23 protein-coding genes are annotated in these 22384 nt (G+C 63.5%); 13 read left to right on the plus strand and 10 right to left on the minus strand.

What is annotated here, in order from left to right:
- Positions 1-11: 11 nt before the first annotated feature.
- Positions 12-497, minus strand: a complete 486-nt coding sequence (locus tag LVE68_RS12635) for a L,D-transpeptidase family protein (protein ID WP_232940763.1) — start codon at positions 495-497, stop codon at positions 12-14.
- 324 nt (positions 498-821) lie between these two features.
- On the opposite strand from LVE68_RS12635, the gene bioD reads away from it, so the two are divergent.
- From bioD to LVE68_RS12660, 5 genes are all read left to right on the plus strand, one after another.
- The gene (bioD, locus tag LVE68_RS12640; protein WP_232940764.1) at positions 822-1505 is read left to right on the plus strand and encodes a dethiobiotin synthase; all 684 of its coding nucleotides are present in this window, start codon (positions 822-824) and stop codon (positions 1503-1505) included.
- A 181-nt stretch (positions 1506-1686) separates the two neighbouring features.
- Positions 1687-3468: an acyl-CoA dehydrogenase C-terminal domain-containing protein gene (locus tag LVE68_RS12645; protein WP_232940765.1), complete on the plus strand. Its 1782-nt coding sequence runs from the start codon at positions 1687-1689 to the stop codon at positions 3466-3468.
- Between the two features lie 175 nt (positions 3469-3643).
- On the plus strand, positions 3644-3829 hold the full coding sequence (locus LVE68_RS12650; RefSeq protein ID WP_232940766.1) for a DUF3094 family protein: 186 nt from the start codon (positions 3644-3646) through the stop codon (positions 3827-3829).
- Positions 3829-4497: a nitroreductase family protein gene (locus LVE68_RS12655; RefSeq protein ID WP_232940767.1), complete on the plus strand. Its 669-nt coding sequence runs from the start codon at positions 3829-3831 to the stop codon at positions 4495-4497. Before LVE68_RS12650 ends, LVE68_RS12655 begins: the two co-directional genes overlap by 1 nt.
- Positions 4498-4567: 70 nt before the next feature.
- Positions 4568-4822: a hypothetical protein gene (locus LVE68_RS12660; RefSeq protein ID WP_232940768.1), complete on the plus strand. Its 255-nt coding sequence runs from the start codon at positions 4568-4570 to the stop codon at positions 4820-4822.
- 32 nt (positions 4823-4854) lie between these two features.
- Here the strand turns inward: LVE68_RS12660 and LVE68_RS12665 are convergent, their stop codons facing one another.
- A complete protein-coding gene (locus LVE68_RS12665) occupies positions 4855-5316 on the minus strand; it encodes an EVE domain-containing protein (RefSeq protein ID WP_232940769.1) in 462 nt (153 codons plus the stop codon).
- 84 nt (positions 5317-5400) lie between these two features.
- On the opposite strand from LVE68_RS12665, the gene LVE68_RS12670 reads away from it, so the two are divergent.
- The 5 genes from LVE68_RS12670 to LVE68_RS12690 all read left to right on the plus strand — a co-directional run bounded on the left by LVE68_RS12670 (position 5401) and on the right by LVE68_RS12690 (position 11702).
- On the plus strand, positions 5401-6630 hold the full coding sequence (locus LVE68_RS12670; RefSeq protein ID WP_233006715.1) for a sensor histidine kinase: 1230 nt from the start codon (positions 5401-5403) through the stop codon (positions 6628-6630).
- The gene (locus LVE68_RS12675; RefSeq protein ID WP_232940770.1) at positions 6590-7420 is read left to right on the plus strand and encodes a LytR/AlgR family response regulator transcription factor; all 831 of its coding nucleotides are present in this window, start codon (positions 6590-6592) and stop codon (positions 7418-7420) included. The genes LVE68_RS12670 and LVE68_RS12675 overlap by 41 nt, the downstream gene beginning before the upstream one ends.
- A 206-nt stretch (positions 7421-7626) precedes the next feature.
- Complete coding sequence (locus LVE68_RS12680) at positions 7627-7785, plus strand: hypothetical protein (protein WP_232940771.1); 159 nt, start codon at positions 7627-7629, stop codon at positions 7783-7785.
- Positions 7786-7912: 127 nt separating this feature from the next.
- On the plus strand, positions 7913-10033 hold the full coding sequence (locus LVE68_RS12685) for a mechanosensitive ion channel domain-containing protein (RefSeq protein WP_232940772.1): 2121 nt from the start codon (positions 7913-7915) through the stop codon (positions 10031-10033).
- A gap of 250 nt (positions 10034-10283) precedes the next feature.
- The gene (locus LVE68_RS12690) at positions 10284-11702 is read left to right on the plus strand and encodes a rhomboid family intramembrane serine protease (protein ID WP_232940773.1); all 1419 of its coding nucleotides are present in this window, start codon (positions 10284-10286) and stop codon (positions 11700-11702) included.
- On the opposite strand, the gene LVE68_RS12695 is transcribed toward LVE68_RS12690, so the two are convergent.
- Together LVE68_RS12695 and LVE68_RS12700 are read right to left on the minus strand one after the other, a co-directional pair.
- On the minus strand, positions 11703-13106 hold the full coding sequence (locus LVE68_RS12695; RefSeq protein ID WP_232940774.1) for a hypothetical protein: 1404 nt from the start codon (positions 13104-13106) through the stop codon (positions 11703-11705).
- 131 nt (positions 13107-13237) lie between these two features.
- On the minus strand, positions 13238-14140 hold the full coding sequence (locus LVE68_RS12700) for a tetratricopeptide repeat protein (protein WP_232940775.1): 903 nt from the start codon (positions 14138-14140) through the stop codon (positions 13238-13240).
- Positions 14141-14374: 234 nt separating this feature from the next.
- Here LVE68_RS12700 and pepB point away from each other — a divergent pair, with 234 nt between their 5' ends.
- Positions 14375-15664 carry an aminopeptidase PepB gene (gene pepB / locus LVE68_RS12705; RefSeq protein ID WP_232940776.1) on the plus strand — a complete coding sequence of 430 codons (1290 nt, stop codon included), beginning with the start codon at positions 14375-14377 and terminating at the stop codon, positions 15662-15664.
- Positions 15665-15743: 79 nt separating this feature from the next.
- Positions 15744-16931, plus strand: coding sequence for a DUF3667 domain-containing protein (locus LVE68_RS12710; protein WP_232940777.1), 1188 nt, complete (start codon positions 15744-15746; stop codon positions 16929-16931).
- On the opposite strand, the gene LVE68_RS12715 is transcribed toward LVE68_RS12710, so the two are convergent.
- Positions 16928-17155, minus strand: a complete 228-nt coding sequence (locus LVE68_RS12715) for a dihydroxy-acid dehydratase (protein ID WP_232940778.1) — start codon at positions 17153-17155, stop codon at positions 16928-16930. The two genes, LVE68_RS12710 and LVE68_RS12715, sit on opposite strands and share 4 nt — an antisense overlap.
- 163 nt (positions 17156-17318) lie before the next feature.
- A complete protein-coding gene (locus LVE68_RS12720; RefSeq protein WP_232940779.1) occupies positions 17319-17621 on the minus strand; it encodes a family 43 glycosylhydrolase in 303 nt (100 codons plus the stop codon).
- 120 nt (positions 17622-17741) lie between these two features.
- Here LVE68_RS12720 and LVE68_RS12725 point away from each other — a divergent pair, with 120 nt between their 5' ends.
- Positions 17742-18584, plus strand: a complete 843-nt coding sequence (locus LVE68_RS12725) for a helix-turn-helix transcriptional regulator (RefSeq protein ID WP_232940780.1) — start codon at positions 17742-17744, stop codon at positions 18582-18584.
- Between the two features lie 206 nt (positions 18585-18790).
- On the opposite strand, the gene LVE68_RS12730 is transcribed toward LVE68_RS12725, so the two are convergent.
- The 4 genes from LVE68_RS12730 to LVE68_RS12745 form a co-directional block, all read right to left on the minus strand.
- On the minus strand, positions 18791-19174 hold the full coding sequence (locus tag LVE68_RS12730; protein WP_232940781.1) for a DUF805 domain-containing protein: 384 nt from the start codon (positions 19172-19174) through the stop codon (positions 18791-18793).
- 87 nt (positions 19175-19261) lie between these two features.
- Positions 19262-20797, minus strand: a complete 1536-nt coding sequence (locus LVE68_RS12735) for a PhnE/PtxC family ABC transporter permease (RefSeq protein WP_232940782.1) — start codon at positions 20795-20797, stop codon at positions 19262-19264.
- A complete protein-coding gene (locus tag LVE68_RS12740; protein ID WP_232940783.1) occupies positions 20794-21471 on the minus strand; it encodes an ATP-binding cassette domain-containing protein in 678 nt (225 codons plus the stop codon). The genes LVE68_RS12735 and LVE68_RS12740 overlap by 4 nt, the downstream gene beginning before the upstream one ends.
- Complete coding sequence (locus LVE68_RS12745) at positions 21471-22340, minus strand: putative selenate ABC transporter substrate-binding protein (RefSeq protein WP_232940784.1); 870 nt, start codon at positions 22338-22340, stop codon at positions 21471-21473. Before LVE68_RS12745 ends, LVE68_RS12740 begins: the two co-directional genes overlap by 1 nt.
- Positions 22341-22384: the final 44 nt, after the last annotated feature.

A 22384-nucleotide genomic window follows, 5' to 3' on the forward strand; every position in this document is an offset into this window, starting at 1 on the left:
CCCGGAGGGGATCAGGGGTAGATGGAGATAGGGGTGGGGGTATCCACCATGGCCCAGATCTCGTCCATCTCACGGTTGTTCACCGCGATACAACCGTCGGTCCAGTTCATCCTTTTCAGGTAATCTTCCATACCGGTCCACTGCGGCTTGATGCCGTGGATCATGATATCGCCACCGGGATTGACACCCAGGCGCCGTGCGCGGGCCTTGTCCGCCCGGTTCGGGTAGGAGATGTGGATCGAGCGGTAAAAGCGGCTCTGCGGGTTTTTCCAGTCGAGGGTATAGCGGCCTTCCGGCGTGCGCTCGTCACCCTGCTGGATTTTGTGACCACGGGGGTTGTCGCCAAAAGAGACCTTGTAGCTCTTGAGCACGCGGCCATTTTTCTTCAGCTGCATCAGCGCCTTGGATTTATACACGACGACCTCGTCCGCCTTGGTCACAGCGGCGGAGGCAAAGAACGGGGCAAGCAGCAACAGGGCAAAAGCAATGTATCGCATAATCTCGGTAACGCGTCTGGTTGGTCAAGGTTCCGGTTGTGTCAGCTTCCCTGCTATCGCATGGCGCGGCGGTCAGGAGTCACGCTGGGTGGCTCCGGCGGCACGGCACATACGGTGCGACTTTGATGGCAATGCTGGGTGACAGCGCTGTCCTTGATTGCCAGCCCGGTAAACCCGGGACTTTCATTGGAGAAATTATCCTAACCCGGGGCTATATACAGCGGCCGGCTGATTAATAATTACTCTAAGTGGGTAATTTATCAGCAAGTAGACGGCGTTTAAAGAGGCGTCAAGAAAAAAACTGCAAATTCAGGAGGGGTACCAGTGGCCAGATCCTTTTTCGTTGCCGGCACCGACACCGAGGTCGGTAAAACCCATGTGACCGCGGCCCTGCTGGCCGCTGCTGCCGCTCGCGGGCTGCAGACGGCAGCGGTGAAGCCGGTGGCCTCCGGCTGTGAGTGCACCCATGAGGGCCTGCGCAACGCCGACGCGCTGCTGCTGCAGGAAGCGATGACCATGGAGTTGCCCTACCAGCAGGTCAACCCGATCGCGCTCGAACCGGCCATCGCCCCCCATATTGCTGCGATGGAGGCGGGCAAGCGCCTGGACGTGGGGCGCCTGGCCGGCGTGTGCCGCGGGGTCATGAATAGCGGTGCCGACCTGGTGCTGATCGAGGGGGCGGGGGGCTGGCGCACCCCGTTGGGGCCGCGCGGGTTCCTGTCCGACCTGCCGCGGGAGCTGGATATCCCGGTGATCCTGGTGGTGGGAATGCAGCTGGGCTGCATCAATCACGCACTGCTGACTGCAGAGTCGATACGCCGTGATGGCCTGCAGCTGGCCGGCTGGGTGGCCAACTTTGCCCGCGAGGGCATGGCGCGCCCGGAAGAAAACCTGGCCACACTGCACCACCTCCTGCCGGCCCCGCTGCTCGGGGTGGTGCCGTTCGATGAGGCGGCCGACTACCGTGTCGCTGCGGAGCACCTGGGCCTGGATCCGCTCCTTTCCTGAGCACGGGCCAGTGGGTTCCCGCTGGAGTCCACTGGCCCGGGCTGCGGGTATCCGGTCGAGAGCCCGCATCCCCCCATCTGCCTGTCCGCGCCTCCGGTGCATGCAAAGACAGTTGACAAGTCCCTGCTGCGCGCCTAGATTCAAACGGCTGTTTGAAACAACTGAATGAGGCACACGGAGCATGGCTGACTACAAGGCCCCCCTGCGGGAGATGAACTTCCTGCTGCACGAAGTTTTTGCTGCGGATGAGCTCTGGGCACGCCTGCCCGGGCTGGCCGGCGCGGTGGATCGCGAGACCGCTGACGCGATTCTCGAGGAAATGGCCAAGCTCGCCGCCAACACCCTGGACCCGATCAACCGCTCCGGCGACGAAGAGGGCTGCCAGTGGGACGACGGCGTGGTCACTACTCCGGCGGGCTTCAGGGAAGCCTATGCCACTTTCTGTGAGGGCGGCTGGGGCGCACTGCTGGGCAACCCGGAATACGGCGGCATGGGCATGCCCAAAATGCTGGGCGCACAGGTCGAGGAGATGATCAACTCCGCCAATATCTCCTTCGCCCTCTATCCGGTGCTGACTGCCGGTGCCTGCCTGGCGCTCGATGCCCACGGCAGTGAGGAGCTGAAGCAGAAGTACCTGCCGAAGATGTACGAGGGTACCTGGTCCGGTGCCATGGACCTGACCGAGCCCCACGCCGGTACCGACCTGGGCATTATCCGTACCAAGGCCGAGCCGCAGGACGACGGCAGCTACAAGGTCACCGGCAGCAAGATCTTTATTACCGGCGGCGACCAGGACCTGTCCGAGAACATCATCCACCTGGTGCTGGCCAAGCTGCCCGATGCGCCGAAGGGACCCAAGGGGATCTCCCTGTTCCTGGTGCCGAAGTTCCTGGTGAACGAGGACGGCAGCCTGGGCGAGCGCAACGCGGTCAACTGCGGTTCCATCGAGCACAAGATGGGCATCAAGGCCTCCGCCACCTGCGCGATGAACTTCGACGGCGCCACCGGCTGGCTGGTGGGCGAGGTGAACAAGGGCCTGGCGGCCATGTTCACCATGATGAACTACGAGCGCCTGGGTGTGGGCATCCAGGGCCTGGGCGCCTCCGAGCGCTCTTACCAGAACGCGCTGGAGTACGCCCGCGAGCGTATCCAGAGCCGCTCCCCGGCGGGCCCGCAGCAGGCCGACAAGGCCGCTGACCCGATCACCGTACACCCGGATGTGCGCCGCATGCTGCTTACCCAGAAAGCGCTGATCGGTGGCGGCCGCGCCCTGTCCACTTACGTGGCGCAGTGGCTGGATATCGCCAAGTTCGGTGAGGGTGATGAGAAGAAAAACGCGGAAGCGATGGTGGCCCTGCTCACCCCGGTAGCCAAGGCCTTCTTCACCGATATGGGCCTGGACTGCACCGTGACCGGCCAGCAGGTGTTTGGCGGCCACGGCTATATCCGCGAATGGGGCCAGGAGCAGCTGGTGCGCGACGTGCGCATTACCCAGATTTACGAGGGCACCAACGGTATCCAGGCTCTCGACCTGGTGGGCCGCAAGACCGTCGCCAACGGCGGGGCCTTCTTCAACCTGTTTGCCGACGACGTGCAGGCGTTCGTCGACACGCACATCGATAACGAACACCTGGCCGAGTTCGTACAGCCGCTGGCGGAAGAGCTCCAGCGGCTGCGGGATGTCACCGGAAAGATCATCGAGGCCGCCAAGGCCGACCCCCACGCGCCGGGCGCCGCCTCGGTGGAGTACCTGCACCTGTTCGGTTACGTGGCCTACGCCTTTATGTGGGCCAAGGCTGCCGCCGTGGCCCTGCCTAAAGTGGATGGGGACAGCTTCTACAAAGGACAGGTCAAGACCGCGCGCTTCTATTTCCAGCGCCTGTTGCCGCGCACCCGCGGACTGGCCGCCAGTGTCGATGCCGGCAGCCACAGCCTGATGGATATCGAGGAGGAGCTGCTGTAGGCAGCCCCGCTGTAAGCGGCCCCCTCGACCTGTTTCCAAGCAGCCTTGCCAGCCCCGCCCAGCGGGGCTTTTTTTTGCCTGCTTGCCGGCCGCTTTTACCGTCAGCGGCTTTCTCCTAAACTGCTCCTGAACTCTCCGCGCGGACCCGGGGGCATAACAACAGGCGAAATATCCCATGAACGATAAGAAAAAACTTTCCGACGAGGACCAGGCACGGGTCGACAGATTCCTCCACAGCGGCGTCAACGAGACCGAGCGCAAGCCGTTCCGCCCGCTGCTGTTGCTCGGTGTGATCGTGGGGGTGCTGACCCTGCTCTCATTGCTCAGCCTCTTTATTGCCAGCACCAAGGGGGTGGTCTGATGGGGGCCCCGGGTGAGTTTGTGCCGCTGCAGTTTGAGCCGCTGGGTGAGACAGAGATGTGCAGCCGCGCCAGCGCGTTTTACCAGTTGATGCGCCGGCGGCGCACGGTGCGCGACTTCAGTGCCGCGCCGGTGCCCCGTGCGGTCATCGAGGATGCGATCCGCACTGCCGGCAGCGCCCCCAGCGGGGCCAATATGCAGCCCTGGCATTTCGTGGTGGCCGAGAGTGCGGAGATCAAGCGCAGGATCCGCCTGGCGGCGGAAGAGGAGGAGCGTGAATTTTACCAGCGTCGTGCCTCGGAGGAGTGGCTGCAGGCCCTGGAGCCGTTGGGCACCGACGCCCACAAACCCTTCCTGGAGACGGCGCCCTACCTGATCGTGGTGTTCCTGAAAAAATTCACCAGTGCCGGGGACGGCGAGCGGCGCAAGAATTACTACACATCCGAATCGGTGGGCATTGCCACTGGTATGCTGATCGCCGCCCTCCACAACGCCGGCGTCGCGACACTCACCCACACACCCAGCCCGATGAGGTTCCTCAACCAGATCCTCGGGCGCCCGGCCACGGAAAAGCCGTATATGATCCTGGTGGCGGGCCTGCCGGCCGAGGGGGCGGAGGTGCCGGCCATCGACAAGAAGCCGCTGGGGGAAATCGCGGACTTTGTCTAGCCCACTGCTGGTCTGCGGTGCCCCGGCCGGGCTATAGTCAGCTGGCAAGAGCATAATGGGCCTTTAAACTATGAAAATAAGAAAATTTATTCTCACGCTGGGCCTTGTGATGGGCCTGGGCGGTTGTAGCAGCCTGGCACAGATATTCCTGGAGAATGCCAGTGACAGCCGGATTCGCTACAGCTCCCATTGCCAGAGCCTGCGTATGCAGTGTCGCGGGGAGAATTACCGCGAGTGGGAGACCTCAACCGGCCGCCGGGGCTGTTCCTGCGACGGTCCCTCCAACCAGCAACCCACACCGGGGGATGTCCTTGGCCCCCGCTGAACCGGCCCCTGCCCAATAAGCGGCGCCGGGGATCAGCCCCGTCCCATTCGCAGCAGGTGGCGCCATTCACCCGCGGCCACCGGCTGCACCGACAGGCGTCCCTGCTTTACCAGCACCATTTCCTGCAGGTCGGGGTCGGCCTTGATCGTCGCCAGCGGCACCGGCCGCGCGAATTCTCCCTGCCAGCGTATATCCACGCAAAACCAGCGCGGTTTTTCCTGCGTCGCCTTGGGGTCAAAATAGGCTGATTCGGGGTCGAACTGGGCCGGATCCGGGTAGGCCTCCCGGACCACCACGGCGGTGCCCACCACGGCCGGCACCCGGCAGGCGCTGTGGTAAAACAGCACCCCGTCCCCTTCCCGCACCCGGTCCCGCAGGAAATTGCGCGCCTGGTAGTTCCGGATCCCGTCCCAGCGTCCCGTGCGGTCCGGCTCAGCGGCCAGGTCCTGCAGGCTGTATTCATCGGGTTCGGACTTGAAAAGCCAGTAGTTCAAGGGGGCTCCTGCGGCAGTCTGTTGCCAGGCTGCGCCCGGCGGTATTTCGCCCGGGGCAGCGGGCAATTAGTATGTTTGACCAAAGTGGGAAGGGCCCCGTTCGGCCCCAGTGGCCGCATCGGCGGCTTCCCGGCAGTAAATTCTGCGCGGATCCCGGTCCGCGCGCAATTGCGGAACCATATGGGCAACAATGTCTTTCACTGGCTGGCCGAGAGGCTCGCCACGCATCGCTGGCAATACCGGGCCCTGCAGCTTTCCGGCTGGGGCGGTTACACCCTGCTCACGTTTGTCGGCAGCTTCTTCTGGGTGGAGAACCACTGGCTGCATACCGGTTATATCGCCGCGGCCACCGCGTCCGGCGTGCTGCTGTCCGAGGTCATGCGGCGAGGTTTCCAGCGCCTGTGGAACAAGCCCCCGGCGCTGCGACTGTTCGGGTCCCTGGGCGTGGTGGCGCTGGCGGCGGTCCTCTGGGCGGCAATCAAGTTCGCGGGCTCGGCCTGGCTTTACGGCACCGAGAAGGGCGAGCACCCGGCAGTCCTGGCCGTCTACTGGTTTTCCTACTCATTCCTGATCCTGATGACCTGGGCGGCGCTCTATTACGGCATCAAGTACTACCAGACCTCGCTGGCGCAGCAGGCCAAGGCTCTGCGTGCCGAGTCCATGGCGCACCAGGCGCAGCTCAAGATGCTGCGCTACCAGCTCAATCCGCATTTCCTCTTCAATACCCTCAATGCCATCTCCACGCTGATCCTGGACAGCCAGGGGCGCACGGCCAACGACATGGTGTCGCGCCTGTCGCAGTTCCTGCGCCACTCGCTGGATAACGACCCGATGCAGAAGGTCACCCTGGCCAAGGAAGTCGAGGCGCTGATGCTCTACCTGGATATCGAGAAGGTGCGCTTCGATGACCGCCTGGCGGTAAACGTCGACCTGGATGGCGACTCGCCGCGGGCACTGGTGCCCAGCCTGTTGCTGCAACCGCTGGTGGAAAATGCGATCAAATACGCTATCTCACAGCGGGAGTGGGGCGGCGAGATCAATATCAAGGCGCGGGTGTTTGCCGGTGAACTGTTGCTGGAGGTAAGCGACAATGGCCCTGGCGTATCCGAGGAGGTGCTGGCTGGCCTAGGGTCCGGGCAGGGCGTGGGTATCCGCAACACCTGCGAGCGCCTGCGTGCACTCTATGGCCCGGAGCAGAAGGTGCGCTTCCGCAACCGCAATGAGGGAGGGCTGGCAGTGCATATAAGAATTCCCTACCAACAGGAATCGAGACATGAGTGGCAACCGAGACAGACTGAGAGCCATCGTCATTGACGATGAACCCCTGGCCCGCAAGGGCCTGCGCCTGCGGCTGCAGGCCCTGGGTGATGTAGAGGTGATCGGCGAGTGCAGCAATGGTCGCGAGGCCCTGGAGCAGGTGCCGGCACTGCGGCCGGATGTCCTGTTTGTGGACATCCAGATGCCCGGGGTCGACGGCTTGCAGATGGTCCAGCAACTGCCGCGGGAAGAGATCCCGCAGGTGGTCTTTGTCACCGCGTACGACCAGTACGCGGTGGAGGCGTTCGAGGTCAATGCCGTGGACTACGTGCTCAAGCCCATCGAGGAAGAGCGGTTGCGGACCGCCATGGAGCGGGTGCGGAACAAGATCGCCAGCGCTGATATTGCCACCCAGCGGGAGCAGCTGCTGGAAGCGGTGGCGGACCTTACCAGCGAATCCCCCGAGGTGCTGGAACAGAAACTGGCGGCGGGAGATCTCCAGGGGGAGTGGGGCGGTAGCCGCTACCCGGAAAAGATAGCCATCAAGGATGCGGGCCGGATCACCCTGGTGCCCGCCGCCGACATTGACTGGATCGATGCCGCCGGTGACTACATGTGCGTGCACGCCAATGGCGAGACCCATGTCATGCGTATCACCATGAAGGAGCTGGAGCAGCAGCTGGACCCGGCGAAATTCCAGCGGATCCATCGCTCCACTATCGTCAACCTGGGCCGGGTACGGGAGATATGCGCGCATATCAACGGCGAGTACCACCTGGTACTTAATAATGGCGAACGCCTCAAGATGAGTCGCAGCTACAAGAACAAGGTCCAGCACTTTCTCTGAATCCGCTGGCCGCTGCATAGTCCCTCCCGCGCCGGCCGCTAGCCGGCGGACTTTGAAGGCTAATCCTGGCCAGTGTCGTGATCTGGTTGCGGGACCGGCCGTGGCTCGCGGCGGCGCCAGCTGAGGCGGTTCTCCAGCAGCCGGATGCCACATTGACTGTGGGGTTCTGCGTCCATTGCATGGACTTGGGCGGTTGAGTGCCTGCCATGCACATTACCGCCACCGCCACCGCCACCGCCACCGCCACCGCCACCGCCACCGTCACCGTCACTATCGCGACCGGGACAGCCGCAATCGCTCCGACCTGGCGCGAATCTATCGGTGCTGACAGGCTGGAAAAGCGGCTGGACTACACTGAAAACTGAGTCCGCGGATGCATCCGGCACCCGCGCGCTCGTGCATTTCTTACGCCAGGGACTTTCATGGACTGATACGGCTATGGTGGGTGATCCCGGACTTTCCCCTCCGTGCGCTCGTGGCGCAACACTGCCATTGCCCTCCCGGGCGGCAGCTTTCCTGCTGGCATTACTGCTGACTCTTTTTTCCTGCCAGGCGCTGGCGCAATTACCCGGCACCAAGAAGCCCGAGGAGTTTGCGCCGGAGATTCCCGATTTCGATAACCTCTCCGCTGACTGGTGGACCGGCTGGCCCGACGCCACCCGGGAACAACGGGAGCAGTGGTATGGGGAATTGCGGGAAGCCTGGCAGGAGCGACGCGAAAAACTACCGGACAGCAAACCGGTACAGGATCTCGCCCGTTCGATCACTACCACGCTGGAGGACATCGACAATACCTGGGACCGTTACCGGGAATACCAGAAAACCCCCTTCCTGCCCGACGTCGAATACCCGCAGAACCCCAATGTCCTGCAGTGGGCCCAGACTGACCAGATTGTCGCCCAGTCCCGCCGGCGCCTTTCCAGCATGCAGCTGGAAGCGCAGAGTCTCGATGAATCCCAGGCCGCCTCCCTCGACCGGTTGCGCAAGCAGGTGGCGGCGCTGCGGGAAGTGAGTGGCGATCCCACCGCGGTGCAGGTGGCCACCCTGAACCTGCTGCTGGCCCAGTTGCGTCACCTGGATGTGGTGGAGCGCCGCAAGACCGTGGCGGAACGGACCTCTGCCTGGGAAGAGGAAATCCGGCTCGCCGAGCAGCAGCTGGAGCGCATGCTGGCGGAACTCCAGTACAGTGAAGCGGCCGCGGAAAAACTGCAGCAGGATATCGAGAAGAAGGAGGAGGCGATCAGCGAGACCTCCGCCCAGGAGAAGCAGCTGGCCGAAACCCGGCCGCGCTCAGCCGATCCCGGCTTGCGACTGGAGCGCGAGCTGCGACTGATGGAGTTGCGCCTGCAGGAAACGGAAGAGCAGTTGCGCCGGCACAAGCTGGAGCAATTGCTGGCCATGAATAACGTCCTCAACCCGGACGCGGAAGACGTGAACCTGGTGCAGAGTCGCGAGCTGGTGGAGCGAGCGCGGGGCGTGGTGGATAAGACGTTACGCGAGCTGAACGTACGCCAGCGACAGGTGGCCAGCTGGCGGCGGGAAGACAGTGAGGTAATGAACCGCTGGTGGAATTACTTCGAAAAAGTCAGTAACGCAGTAACCCGCATCGATGACCTGGTTGAGGATGCCCTGCGTTATGAGTCCGCGGCCCTCAAGGTATTCCAGCAGCGCCAGGGGTGGTGGCGCACCGTGCGCGAGCAGGCCGGTTACCTGGGTAATGTGGTGGCCACCAGCTGGCGCAACCTGGCGAATTACAAACTGTTCAGTATCGCGGAAAACCCGATTTCCCTGCGGGACATCGCCAAAATCCTGCTGGTGCTGATCGGGGCCTTCGTGGTTTCCAACCTCGCCCGCCGCTTCCTCGGCCGGCTGGTGGCCAAAAACCGGGCCAGCGAATCGTCCATGTACAACCTGGGGCGGGTGCTGCACTACTGCCTGATCGCAACCGGCCTGTTAGTGGCTTTGGTCATGCTGGGACTGGATACGTCGAAGCTGGCACTGGTTGCCGGTGCCCTGTCGGTGGGTATCGGTTTCGGCCTGCAGGCAATCTTCTCCAATTTTATCTCGGGCCTGATCCTGCTGTTCGAACAGCCGCTGCGGGTCGGCGACCTGGTGGAGCTGGAGTCGGGGGTGTTCGGCCGTATACGCGACATCAATGTCCGCTCCACACGCATTACCACGCGCGACAATATCGATATCCTGGTGCCCAACACCGAGTTCGTTGCCGGGCGGGTGATCAACCACACACTGGATGACCCGGTGCGGCGTATCCATGTGCCGTTCGGGGTTGCCTACGGCTCGGATCCCGATGTCGTGCGCGAGGCGGCCATGGAAGCGGCCGAGCGGGTGAACATCACCCACACCGACTGGCAGCGCAAGACCGAGGTCTGGCTGATGGAATTCGGTGACAACGCACTGAACTTCAAGCTGGTGGTCTGGGTAAACAGCAATATGGTTTCGCCCCTGGGGGACCCCTACGCCCTCTATAACCTGGAGCTGTTGCGCGAGTTCAACCAGCGCGGCATCGAGGTACCCTTCCCGCAGCGCGATGTGCACGTACGCAGCTGGGAGCCGCCGGTACCGCTACACCTGCAACGGGGCGAGCGGGAATAGTGAGGCAGGTCCCGGGCACCGGCGAGCTAAAACTTTTCCCGTGTGTCTGGTAAGGTCGAATATGACGCAACATGTGGGCATTGCACCGGCATGACCCACATTTCCCCCGGAGTCCCGAAAGCAATTTGACGATCGGTGCCCGATAAGACATTTTTGCGCATGGAAAAAGAAAGAAGGAACAGCGTTCTGCGCCCGGCCTTCCATCCATACCCGGTGCTGGCACCATGACGCGACCTGCAAGGACATCCCATTGCTGATTATCCCTGTCCAGAACAAGCCCGACTGGCGCCGGCCCCCGCTGATGTGCTTTGTGCTGATCGCGATCAACCTGCTGATGTTCGTTTTCTACCAGGGTGGGGATGAGGAGCGCTGGCAGAAAGCCGAGAATTACTATTTCTCCAGTGACCTGCCGGTCCTCGAGGAGCAGCGGTTCCTGATCTACGTGAATGAAGAGCACCCCGAGTGGCGCATGCAGATGGACGCCATGGGGGAGGATTTCGTGTACCGCGAGCTGCTGTGGAATGTCGAGTTCCACCAGTGGTTGCTGCCCCAGTTACGCAGTGAGGGCGAAACGGAATGGCTTGCCCAGCGGCAGCACTTTGCCGGGTTGCGGGACCGGGTGAGCACGCTGGCACTGGGGCTGGTGCCGGCGGATCCCGACGCCAAAGGCCTGCTGGGGCATATGTTCCTGCACGGCAGCTGGGACCACCTGATCGGCAATATGCTGTTCCTGCTGTTATTCGGGCTGTCGGTGGAGCTGGCCCTCGGCGGAATCTGGTTTGCCGCCTTCTACCTGCTCGGTGGGCTGGCCGCGGCCGGACTGCATATGGCAGTGGAGGCCGGCAGTGCGGTGCCGATGGTGGGGGCATCCGGTGCCGTATCCGCGGTGATGGGGATGTTCGTGGCTGTCTACGGTGTGCGGCGGCTGCGCTTCTTTTACACGGTGGGGTTCCTGTTCGGCGAATTCAGCGCGCCGGCGTTACTGGTCCTGCCACTGTGGCTGGGCAAGGAAGTATTCGGCTACTTCTACGGCGATGCGGGCATTGCCTACTGGGCGCATTTCGGCGGCCTGGTGGCCGGTTTCATCGCCGCGCTGGCCTATGTCGCCTACCGCGGCGGGGTTCACGCACTGCCTGTGGAGGGCGCGACCGACGAGGGAGAGCTGCCCTCCGGTGAACACCACGCCCTGGAGCGTATCGGTCACCTGCACGAAGAGGGGCGGCTGGACGAGGCGGCCCGGGCATCGCTGGCCGCGCTGGGGTCATTCCCCCGCTCCGTGCCGCTGATTGAACTCGCGATCAGCCTCAATGCCGTCGCGCCGGACAGCGAGGGTTTCCACCGCGCCAATCTGGCCCTGTTCGGGCTGGCTGACGATGCCGCTGTAGACGGGCATACGCTCGCAGCCAACTACTACCGCTACCTGGACCTGACTGCACAACCGCGGGCTCTGACCGGCCGCGCCTGTCTGTTGCTGGCCCGCCGGGCCGCCCGCGATCGCAACTGGGGCTGGCTCGAGGACCTGCTCCACCGCCTCAACCAGCAGCAGGTACAGCACCCGCTGCTGCCACGGCTGGGAATGGCGCTGGTGGAGCACTACCGGCGACTGGGGGAGGAAGTGCGGGCGCGGGAAATCCTGCGGCTGACACAGACCGCCGGAGCGCCGGACTGATCAGCCGGCCAGGATTCCCTGCAGGGTACTGATCTCATCGCGCAACTGGCTGTCCGGGAAGTTCTTGCGCAGGAAACTGAGCAGCTTGCGCGCCGTGTCCTCGCGGTTGAACCCGTCGATATAGACCCTGGCGAGTAACAGGTAGGCAGCGTCGAGTGCGCCGTAAGCGGGGTCGTCGCGATGCAGGTTGTTCAGCAGCTGCGCCGCCGGGCGGAATTTCTGTTGCCGGTAGAGCGCATCGGCCAGGGCGTGGCGAAGCCGCGAGTTGTCGATGACAGGCACCGGGTCAGTTGCCATGTACAGTTCTGCTGCCTTGTACGCCCGGTCCAGGCGGACGAACTTCTCCAGCAGGTGGGGCGCCAGTTCCCGCAGGGCCCCGGTATCGCGCTGGGCAAGTAGCAGCCGGTAGTAGCGCTCGTTGAGGGCAGGGTCCTCACTGTAACGCCGCAGTGTCTGCACCAGCGCCTGGCGCGCCCCTGAATAATCCCCTTCACTGAGCAGGATGTGGGTTTCTGCCAGCGTCCTCGCCCGCTCGAATTCTGCCTCGTCCATCAGCTCTGCATCGTCTTCCGGGTCCGGGCTGATACCCAGTTGCCGCTGTCGCGTCAGGCAGATGTAGCCCATCATGGCGCTGGTGACAATATAGAAATAGCCGGTACTGGCGGCGATGACCGGCATGATGGCCCAGCGCGGCAGTTCGTCGCCGATTGCCAGGATCAGGTACCCCGGCGCCGAAGACACGGCACCGGTGGTGAGCCACAACAGCCAGTAGGGCCAGCCTATGACCACCGTGAAATAAAACAGCTTCAACGGATTGATGGCTGCGCGCAGGCTGCCTTCCACCGCGAGGATGATCATGGCGGCTGGCGCCAGCAGGGACAGAGCGATCGAGTACAGCTGTAGCGCCCGTTCCCCCAGCGGTATCAACTTGTAGCCGACAAAGCCGGCCACCAGCATCATCGCGATCACCTTCAGGAACAATACGGCGCTGCGCCCATCCAGGGCTTCACCCAGCGCCGGGGCCTTCATGCGACCCCGGGCCAGGGTCTCGATTACCAGCAGGTTGTAGCGGGTCACCAGGGCCATGGCGCCCACCAGCATCGCCAGGGACAGCAGGTTCAGGCCGGAAATCAGCAGGCTCGCCAGGGCACTGAGGGCGACAACGGTGAGGGGGCCGGGTTGCAGGGCATAGCGGAAGAAAAAGGGGCCCATCTGCCAGAAGGGCCGGGCATTATTGCAGGCACCTGTGTATTCCAGCGGTTTGCGGCAAAGCGGGCACTCGGGCTGGCCGTTGTGGTAGTTGGCAGCGGCGCCCGGTATACAGCCGCGGCAGAAATCTTTCGCGCAGGACGCGCAGTGCCATTCGGCAGTCGAGCGGCGGTGGTAATCGCAGGATTGCGCCATTGTGCCTTCCCTGAATCTGGCAGAAATTCCTTTTAATTGGCGCAAGTGTAAACGGTCCGTTGAAACGCCTGCAATTTCACCGGATTACACCACCTCGGGCCTCGCATTATGGATATGGGTAAGAAAAGGCGTCAGGCCGGCTGTCGGGTGTTTGCCACGCGCTGCTGCAGTGCCTGGACCTGGCGAGCCAGGCGACCGCGCGGGAATTCCCGCCGCAGGTAAAGCAACAGCCGCGCAGCATCATCCGGGCGCTTGAGCCCCTCCAGGTAAATGCGTGCCAATAGCAGGTAGGCCGCCTCCAGTTGCCGGTAGTGGCTGTCCTCGCGGTGCAGGTTTCTGAGCAGGTGTGCCGCCTCTACAAACTTGCGCTGGCGGAACAGGGCCTCGGCCAGGGCGTGGCGCAGGTGTGACTTGTCAATAATCGGGCGGGGTGTCGTGGCCAGGTAAAACCTGGCCGCTTTGTGGGTGCGATTGAGCCGCACGAGCTTTTCCAGCAGGTGCGGGGCCAGTTCCCGCAGGGACCGGGTATCCTTTGAAACCAGCAGCAGCCGGTAGTAGCGCTCGTTGAGTTCCGGATCGCCGGTGTACCGGCGCAAGGCATCCATCAGCACACGTCGGGCGCCATTGTAATCCCCCTCGACGGTCAGGATCCTGGCCCGGGCCAGAGCACTGTCGCGGTCAGTGTCTTCGGGTGTTGCGGGGCTCCTGCGCCGTTCGGTGCGTGGTGTTACCGCGGTTACGCTGGCTGCCGGCCTGCGTCGCCGTGCGAGGATAAATAGTACGATGAGGGTAACCGTTACGCCCCAGACTGCCGGGACCTGCCACCGTGGGCCGGAGGGGAGGAAAAAACTTGCGGCCGCTGCAAGCGCCAGCAGGGCCAGGGGCAGCGGGTGGCGCAGTGGAGCGAGAACACTCAGCCAGCGGTGCAGGCCAACCGGGGCGCGGGGGGTAAGGGGCTTGCGGCACAGTGGGCAGCGCAGCGATCGTTCCCGCCACTGTTGAGGATCGGCTGCGGCAGCGGGAAAGCAGGCCATGCAAAACCCCCGTATACAGCGTTCGCAGTTATGGGTGGCCCGGTTGGCCGGATGGTAATTGCAGGCGGCTGCCATAATGAATTCCCGGAATCTGTTGCGGCGGCGGAAACAGGTACTGAGCGCCGACCCATGGGCGGCTCGCGACCGAGCAGGCAGGTATCGCCGCCTGCGCCTGTTAGAATATTGCGCAAATCGATGGAACAAACTGTAAGCCAATTCACAACAAGGTGGACTATGACGAAAGCAATGCAGGTCAAGCTGGAACAGAACCCCGCGGCAGAAGCATGGGGTGACAAGGCACTGCTGAGTTTCTCCGGCGCCGTGGCCACGGTACACACGCCAGGTGCCAACGGTGACGGCAATGTTGCGGCGCAGCGGGCTGCGCGACGGCTCGATGGCATGGGTGTACCGGCCGTGGAGCTGGCCGGGGACGGCTGGGACCTGGAAAGTCGCTGGGCATTCTGGGCCGGTTACTACAACCCGCTGAAGGACAACCAGCTGGACTGGGGCCTGTCTTCCGGTCGCCAGCTGAAGGAATTGCAGGCCCGGGAGGCCGCGGCGCGCTGGGTACGGGAGGTGACCAACGGCACGCCGGAGGATATCTCCCCGCGGGTACTGGCGGAGAGTGCGGCCAACATGCTGCAGAAGCTCGCGCCGGATGCGATCAGTTACCAGATCATTGCCGGGGATTCCCTGCTCGAACAGGGGTTTGCCGGTATCCACAATGTGGGCCGCGGCAGCGTACGCGAGCCGGCCATGCTGCAGCTGGACTACAACCCGGGCGGTGACCCCGAGGCGCCGGTGGATATCTGCCTGGTGGGCAAGGGGATTACCTTCGACTCCGGTGGCTACAGCATCAAACCGTCGAACAATATGGCGGCGATGAAATCCGATATGGGTGGTGCAGCCATGGTCAGCGGTGGCCTCGCGCTGGCGATTGCGCGCGGGCTGAAAAAGCGTGTCAAGCTGTACCTGTGCTGCGCGGAAAACCTGATTTCCGGTCATGCCTACAAGCTTGGCGATATCATCCGCTACAAGAACGGTGTGACGGTGGAAATCCTCAACACCGATGCGGAGGGCCGATTGGTGCTGGCGGATGGCCTGATTGCCGCCTCGGAAGAGGAGCCCCGCTGGATCCTTGATGCCGCCACGCTGACCGGTGCCGCCAAGATGGCGGTGGGCCGCGATTACAATTCTGTCATGAGCTTTGAGGATGACACCGCCCAGCGGGTGCTGGACGCCGCCGCCGCAGAATACGAGAAGGCCTGGCGCCTGCCGCTGGACAGCTTCCACCTGGAGCAGATCCCCTCCGGTTTTGCGGAGATTGCCAATGTGGGCGTGGAAGGCAGTCCCGGAGCCTCCACTGCCGCGGCATTCCTGGCCCGCTTTGTGCGTGATACCGGCCGCAACTGGGTGCATATGGACCTGTCCGGCTCCTACCTGCCATCCGGCAACGACCAGTGGGCCCAGGGGGCGAAGGGGCACGGCCTGCGCACCATCGCGCGTTTCCTGCAGGACTGCTGACATAATCGGCCGGCCACGCTGATGGGCGGGGCCGGCCGGCGCCGGAGCAACCCAATAATAAAAAACGGAAATCACTGAGATGCACACTGAAACCGTCACAGCGGGGGAGCCGGTTGTTACCGGGGAAGCCGTGACAGACACCGCTACCCCCTCCCACCCGCGAGCCTGTGCCAATTGCCAGACGCAATTGCTGGGGCCGCACTGCCACCAGTGTGGACAGCCGGTCAAGGGGCTGGTGCGGCACTTCTCGAGTGTGATTGGCGACCTGTTCGATACGCTACTGGCGCTCGACTCCCGCATCTGGCGCACCCTGGTGCCGCTGTTATTGCGACCGGGATATCTCAGCCGGGAGTACCTGGCGGGCCGTCGGGTAAGCTATGTAAGCCCCGTGCGATTGTTTATCTTCCTCTGCCTGACCACCTTTTTCGTGATGCGCCTGACCACTGACTGGGGTACGGAACTGGTACCCGACAAGGTAGTGATGGGCGATTTTGCCGATGCGGAAACGGTGGCGGAAGTCGAGGAGCTGCGCCGGGAGGCGCTTGCCGGGCTGGACAAAGCCATCGTCGAGGGCCAGCAGGAGAATGTTCCGAGCGTACTGAATGATGGTCTTGCAGCTGCTCGGAAGCAGGTCGACCGCCAGGCCGACCGGCGTATCGAACAGTTGGGTGGTGAGTTGCCCACAGAATCTGCTCCGGTGGAATCCGAGGCGGTGACGGGCGCGGAAGAGCCTGGATCACCCGATGGCAGCGAGTGGACTGAAGTGAAAAACTTCAGTCCGGGGGTGAACGCCTGGCTGAGCGAGCGGTTGCAACGCGTGGATGAAAATGCCCGGGTAATCCGTGACGACCCGAACCTGTTTCGGGAGGCTCTTATCGGGGCTATTCCCTCCATGCTGCTGGTCCTGTTGCCGCTTTTCTCCCTGATGCTGTGGGTGCTCTATGTTTTCCAGCGTCGCCTGTACATGGAGCACCTGATAGTCGCCCTCCACAGCCACGCCTTCCTGTGCCTGGCGCTGTTGCTGATTGAATTGTTGAGCGAGGTGGAGGATACCCTGGCACCGGGGGTCCTGCGGGGTGCCGTGGGGTGGGCTGGCATGTTGCTGGCCCTGTGGATGCCGCTGTACCTGCTGCTGATGCAAAAACGGGTGTATGCACAGGGCTGGGCCATGACCCTGCTTAAATACAGCGTGCTGGGTATCCTGTACTGTATTCTGGTGGGCCTCGCGACCACCATTACAGCGCTGGCAACCCTGGTCAGTCTCTAGCTCTGATGCTCCTCCAGGCCTCCGCCGATGGCTGCCTCGGGAGGGATGCTGAGGATCGGGGGGCTGCCCGGGTTACCACTCTGGCGCCCGCCTCCCATGGTGGGCAGGCAGGTGGTGCCCCGCTTTACCAGCGCCCTCGGCGGCAGCACCTTCACTACCTCCCCCGAGCCGGGGAAACCCACCGGACCGCTCTCGGCCAGGGAGTTCGAGCAGCGTAATGTCATTGCGCAAAGTCCCGACGAAGCCGCCACCCTATCGCGGTGCCAGGGTAGTGAACTGGTGACCCAGCTTCCTCATCCCTCTGTGGCCGGCATATAGCGAAAGAGTCGCTGTTCGATGATATCCACCCGATACCGGGTTCTTTCGACCGGAACCCAAGTGGGGCCCTCACCGAGGCTGGCGTCGGCCTTCCAGGCCCAGGTGGCGGAAGGTGAAATTGTGGACGTGCTTATCGCCCGCTCCGCGGCCGCGCATGTCTGCCTGTTCCCGCCGGGTCAGCACTTCCCCCCACAAGGCGCCAGTTGACCAGGCCGCGGGAGTGGTGGATGCGAACACCCGGAAACCACTCGAGGGTAGAGTGGCGATATAAAAATCGTCGCCTACACGGATGGTGCCGGGGTCCGGGTTAAAGCCGGGCAGGATGGGGTTGCGGATGCGGTGGGTGGTGGCCGGCGGTGGTGGGGACTGCATGGGTATCCCCGTGTGCAAAACCATTATTTGCAGTATGATATTGATGTGAACTGCACAAGCTTGTAAGAAAAACCCTAATAAATATAAAAATATTGATAACACCGTATCCGGGGAATCAAGATGCACAGCGCTCTGGTGTACGAAAACGTCGACCTGCCGGCGGGGCAGGCGGTCAAGGTGGCGCGCTACCACTTTCCCGAGGGCAACCCGCTGGAAATTGCACCGCATTTTCATATGTTGCTGGAAGTGATGGTGTTCGTCCGCGCCCGGGGTTACGCCATGCTGGATGGCGAGCGCTTCGATATCGAGTCCGGCAGTGTGCTGTTCCTGTCTTCGCTGACGGTGCACGAGTTGCACATGGAGGGCGGCGACCAGGATTTTTTCCTGCTGCAGTTCGATCCCTCCCTGCTGGAGGGCCAGGAGCTGGAAGCCGACCTGCAGAAGTTTGCCCCCTTCCTGAACCGGGTGGACGGCCGCGAGCTGGAGCGCCTGACGATGCTGCTGGACTGGTGTTGCGATATTAATGAGCAGCCGGCACAGGTAACCCTGCGCAACCGGGTCATGCAGTTGCTGGTGCACAACCTGTCACAGCTGGTGGCGAGCCGGGGCGCCGGCCTGGCTGGGCACTCGTCGGCGGTGGGGCGGCTGGAACCGGTACTGCAGCACTTCAAGGACAGCAAGCAGCTGTCGTTGCCGCTGGATGATGCGGCAGCACTTTGCGGTATTTCCCGCAGCCATTTCTCGCGGCTGTTCCACCAGACCCTGAACCTCCGCTACCAGGATTTTCTCCTCAAGCGCAAGCTGCAGCACGCGGTCTACCTGCTGGTGAATACCCGGCTGCGTATCGCCGATATTGCCTGCCAGTGCGAGTTCAGTGACAGCGCCCACTTCTGCAGCAAGTTCAAGCGACTTTTCTCCGTCACGCCGCAGCAGTTCCGCAAGGCGACGGTAGAAAACCTGTAATCAATTCCGTTGCCGGGACCCGGGGGCGACCGGCAATGCGCCCGTAATTCCGATGGGAGGAGCTGTGCATCACCGGCACAAACGGCCCTATAGTGAGCCCGAACTGAGCCCCATGGGCATGGGCTGCTGAGCAGTTAGTATGCCGATGGAGTTTCTTTGCCGGAGAGCGATATCCGGTGCCGGGCCGGCGGGTGGTACGCGGGCGCCTATTCCAGCACGTCCCGCAGGCCGGTTTTCGGGTTGGTGCCGTACTCGTTCCGGCCGGGTTCGCTGTCCAGCAGCATAAATACCAGCAACACGATGGTGCCCAGCACGGGGATCAGCGCCAGCAGGAACCACCAGCCGCTGCGGCCGGTATCGTGCAGGCGGCGCACCGTGACGGCGATGGAGGGGACCAGCACCAGCAGCGCGTAGATGCCGCTCACCGTGCCCAGCCCGGTTTCCGGGTGGAACATGCCGGTGGCGCTGTCGACCGCGCCCAGCACCAGGCTGATCAGGATATTGAACAACACGAAGTACCAGTATTCCTTGCGCCGGGCCCGGCCGCGGAATACCGCATATTTTTGCAGGGCTGCCAGGTACCAGTTCATGGGGAATCTCCGCTGCCGGTTACGCCTGTTGCCTCGATGTGGCCACGGGACCGCACCTTAACTTGAGGTTAGACCAGTCCCGGGCAGTCAGGCGCCTGGCAGTGGCCTCCGGAAGGCGCCGGATTCTGCCGGCAATGCCGGTCCCGCCAGTGGCGCTGCCAGCAGGAACTGCCGGCGCAGCCGGCGCGACAGCCAGTCGGCGCCGAGAATCAGCGCGGCATTGACGCCGATCAGCAGGATGGCCACGTCGAAGCGCATAAACTGGAAGGCCGAATCGATATAGAACCCCAGGGTGGGGATGCCCAGCACACCCAGCATGGCGGTCTCCCGAATAATGATCTCCCAGCGGTAAAAGCAGTAGGCCAGGAAGCGCTGGTACAGGGTGGGCACGTAGAAGTAGGCGAAGCGGCCCAGCGGGCCCGCCGGTACGGGTGGCGGCGGGACTTCATCGCTGTGCCGGCCCAGCAGGTGACCGATGATGGCGCCATTGTGCAGCGTCATGGCCAGTGCCGCAGGCAGCATCGAGGGGCCCAGCACAATCAGGAAAATAAAGTTCAGCAGGTACTCCGGCAGCGAGCGCAGTACCAGCAGCAGGCTGTCGCCGGCGCGGCGGGACCAGCCGCTGACAAAGTGGGAGGAATTGAGTGGTGATGCCAGTAGCGCGAACAGGGCGGTCAGCACCAGCGCCACCTGGGCCAGCAGCACGGTGTTCCAGGTGCCGGCCAGGACCTGCTCACCCAGCCAGCCCAGCCAGCGCTGGGTTTTCTCCAGCGGCCAGTCCTGGCGCAGTGGCGCCGGCACACACTCCCACAGGAAACGCAGCAGGTTGGCAGCGCTCCACTCCGCAGTGACCGGCCTGGCGACAAAGGCAGCCGGTACCAGCAACAGCAGCCAGCGGGCGCGGAACCAGAAACGCAGGGAGTACACCAACGCCAGCACTGTCAGCAGCAGGGCGCTGGCGGCGCTGTACTCACCGGTGCGCAATGCGGTCTCCAGGTGAAAGCCGATAGTGGGCAGGCCGATGAAACCCAGCACCACTGATGAGCGAATCGCGCATTCCATGCGGTAGGCGGTGTAATTGCGCATGGCATGCAGGGCCAGTGGCAGGCGGGTATAACAGAAATGGCTGATACCGCCGCGACCGGGGGAAACCGCGCGGGCGGGACGCTGGTCGATTTCCTCCAGCTGCTCACCGAACACCTTGGCGATGGTGCCGCAGAAAGGCAGGGCGATGGCCAGCACGCCGGTCAGGGAAGAAAAGCCGAACACCTGGATAAAAATCAGCGCCCAGAAAAGCTCGTGCACCGAGCGCAGGCCCGCCGCCAGCCGCCGCGCCCAGGGTCGCTGGTAAAACGCGGACAGCACCAGCCCCAGTGCCGCCGCCAGTGTCACACCCTGCAGCGCGAACGCCACGGTGGTCAGGCTGGCATCCAGCCACTGGTCCAGGTCGGCAATGCGCGGGCTGAACAGGCCCGCCAGCATCAGCCCCAGTTCGTGGCCCGGGTCCGGCGCACTGATCTCGATATCCGCCAGTGCCAGGCACAGCAGCGCCGATACCGCGAAGTAAAAACTGAGCCGGCGCAGGCTGCGGCGCTGGCTGAAAAAGCGCAGCGCCGCAGTCACTGGTAGAGCCGCCGCAGGGCGCTTTCTTCCAGCTGCTCCACGGGCAGGTCGAACTGGATACGCCGGTCCTGCAGGCCGATCACCCGGTTGCAGGTGCGCAGTCCCAGGTCCGCCTGGTGCAGGGCCACCACCGCGGTGGTGTGCTGGCCCAGCAGGTGCGTGAGCACCCGCTCACCCTGCTGGCGATCCAGTGCCGATACCGGCTCATCGGCAAGCAGGAAGGGATTCTGCTGGTACAGGGCCCGGGCCACGGCCACGCGTTGCTGCTGGCCGCCGGACAGTTCATCGGTCTTGCGCCAGAGCAGCTCGTCGATGCCCAGGGCGGCGGCGATCTCGCCGATCTCCGCCTTGCACGTTGCTGACGGCAGGAACAGCGTCCTCAGGTTGGCCAGCCCGGAGTGGCGGTCCAGGCCGCCGGCGTAAATGTTGTGGAATGCCTTGAGTTGCGGCACCAGCGATGTCTCCTGCGGGCACCAGCTGGCGGTGCCGGGGAGCTGGCTGCGCAGGTGGCGCAGCAGGGTGCTCTTGCCGGAGCCGCTCCTGCCCAGCAGGGCGATACGGTCCCCCTCGCGGATGGCCAGGTGCCCGATGCGCAGGGCGAGCTGCTCCGGCCCGCCCGCGTCCGGGGCCGGGTAGGACAGGTCACAGTCGTGCAGCTCAATCGCAATCGGCATCAGAAGTCGTCGAGCAGGCCAATGGCGGTGGCTGTTTCCTCGATCGCCCGGTAAACGTCGTTATCCGCGGGCACAAAGCGGGAGCGCGGGAAGGCCCGCAGGATCGATTCGTCCTCAAGTTTCAGCAGCGCACGGGTCAGTCGCTGCTTGAAGCCGGCACCCAGTTGCCGGTCGATATCACCCCGCACGGTCCACTGGTAATCGGCATAGGCGGGCGTGGTCCAGATCACCGATACCTGGTCCGGGTTCACTTCCCCCTTGTCCACGGCCTTTTCCCACACCGCGTAATTCACCGCGCCCACCTGGTAGGCACCGGACTGCACCAGGGCAATGGTACGGCTGTGGTCACCACTGAAACCCACCCGCGAGAAAATCTCGCCGGGGGCCTCGCCAAAGGTTTCGCGCAGGTGGAACTCGGGCATCAGGCGCCCGGAAGTGGAGCCCTTGGAGCCGAAGGTAAAGGTCTTGCCGCGCAGGGTGTCGGACAGGGTTTCGGCTGGTTGCAGGCCGGCGCTTGCGTGGGCGATAAAGTAGGTCTTGAAGAACTGGTCCTCGTAGCCCTGGGCAATGGCCTCGGAACCGGGCACGGCGCGCCGCGCCTGCACACCGGACAGGCCGCCAAACCAGGCCAGCTGCACCTGGTTGTTGCGAAACGCGGTAATGGCCGCCGGGTAGCTCTTTACCGGCATGTATTTCACATCGACATCCAGTTCTTTGGAAAGGTAATCGGCCACCTGCTGGAAGCGTCGCACCAGCTCGGCCTCGTTCTGGTCGGGAATGGCGGTGAAGGTAAATTGCGGGCGCTGGTTATCGGCAGCGGTGCTGCCGAGGGATACCAGCAGTGCCAGTACGGCGAACAGGTAGCGCATGTTTCGGTGCCTTGCGATGGAAATGGTGGGATTGCGGGGGGCCG

This window comes from Microbulbifer sp. YPW16, assembly GCF_021290385.1.
Lineage (GTDB): Bacteria > Pseudomonadota > Gammaproteobacteria > Pseudomonadales > Cellvibrionaceae > Microbulbifer > Microbulbifer zhoushanensis.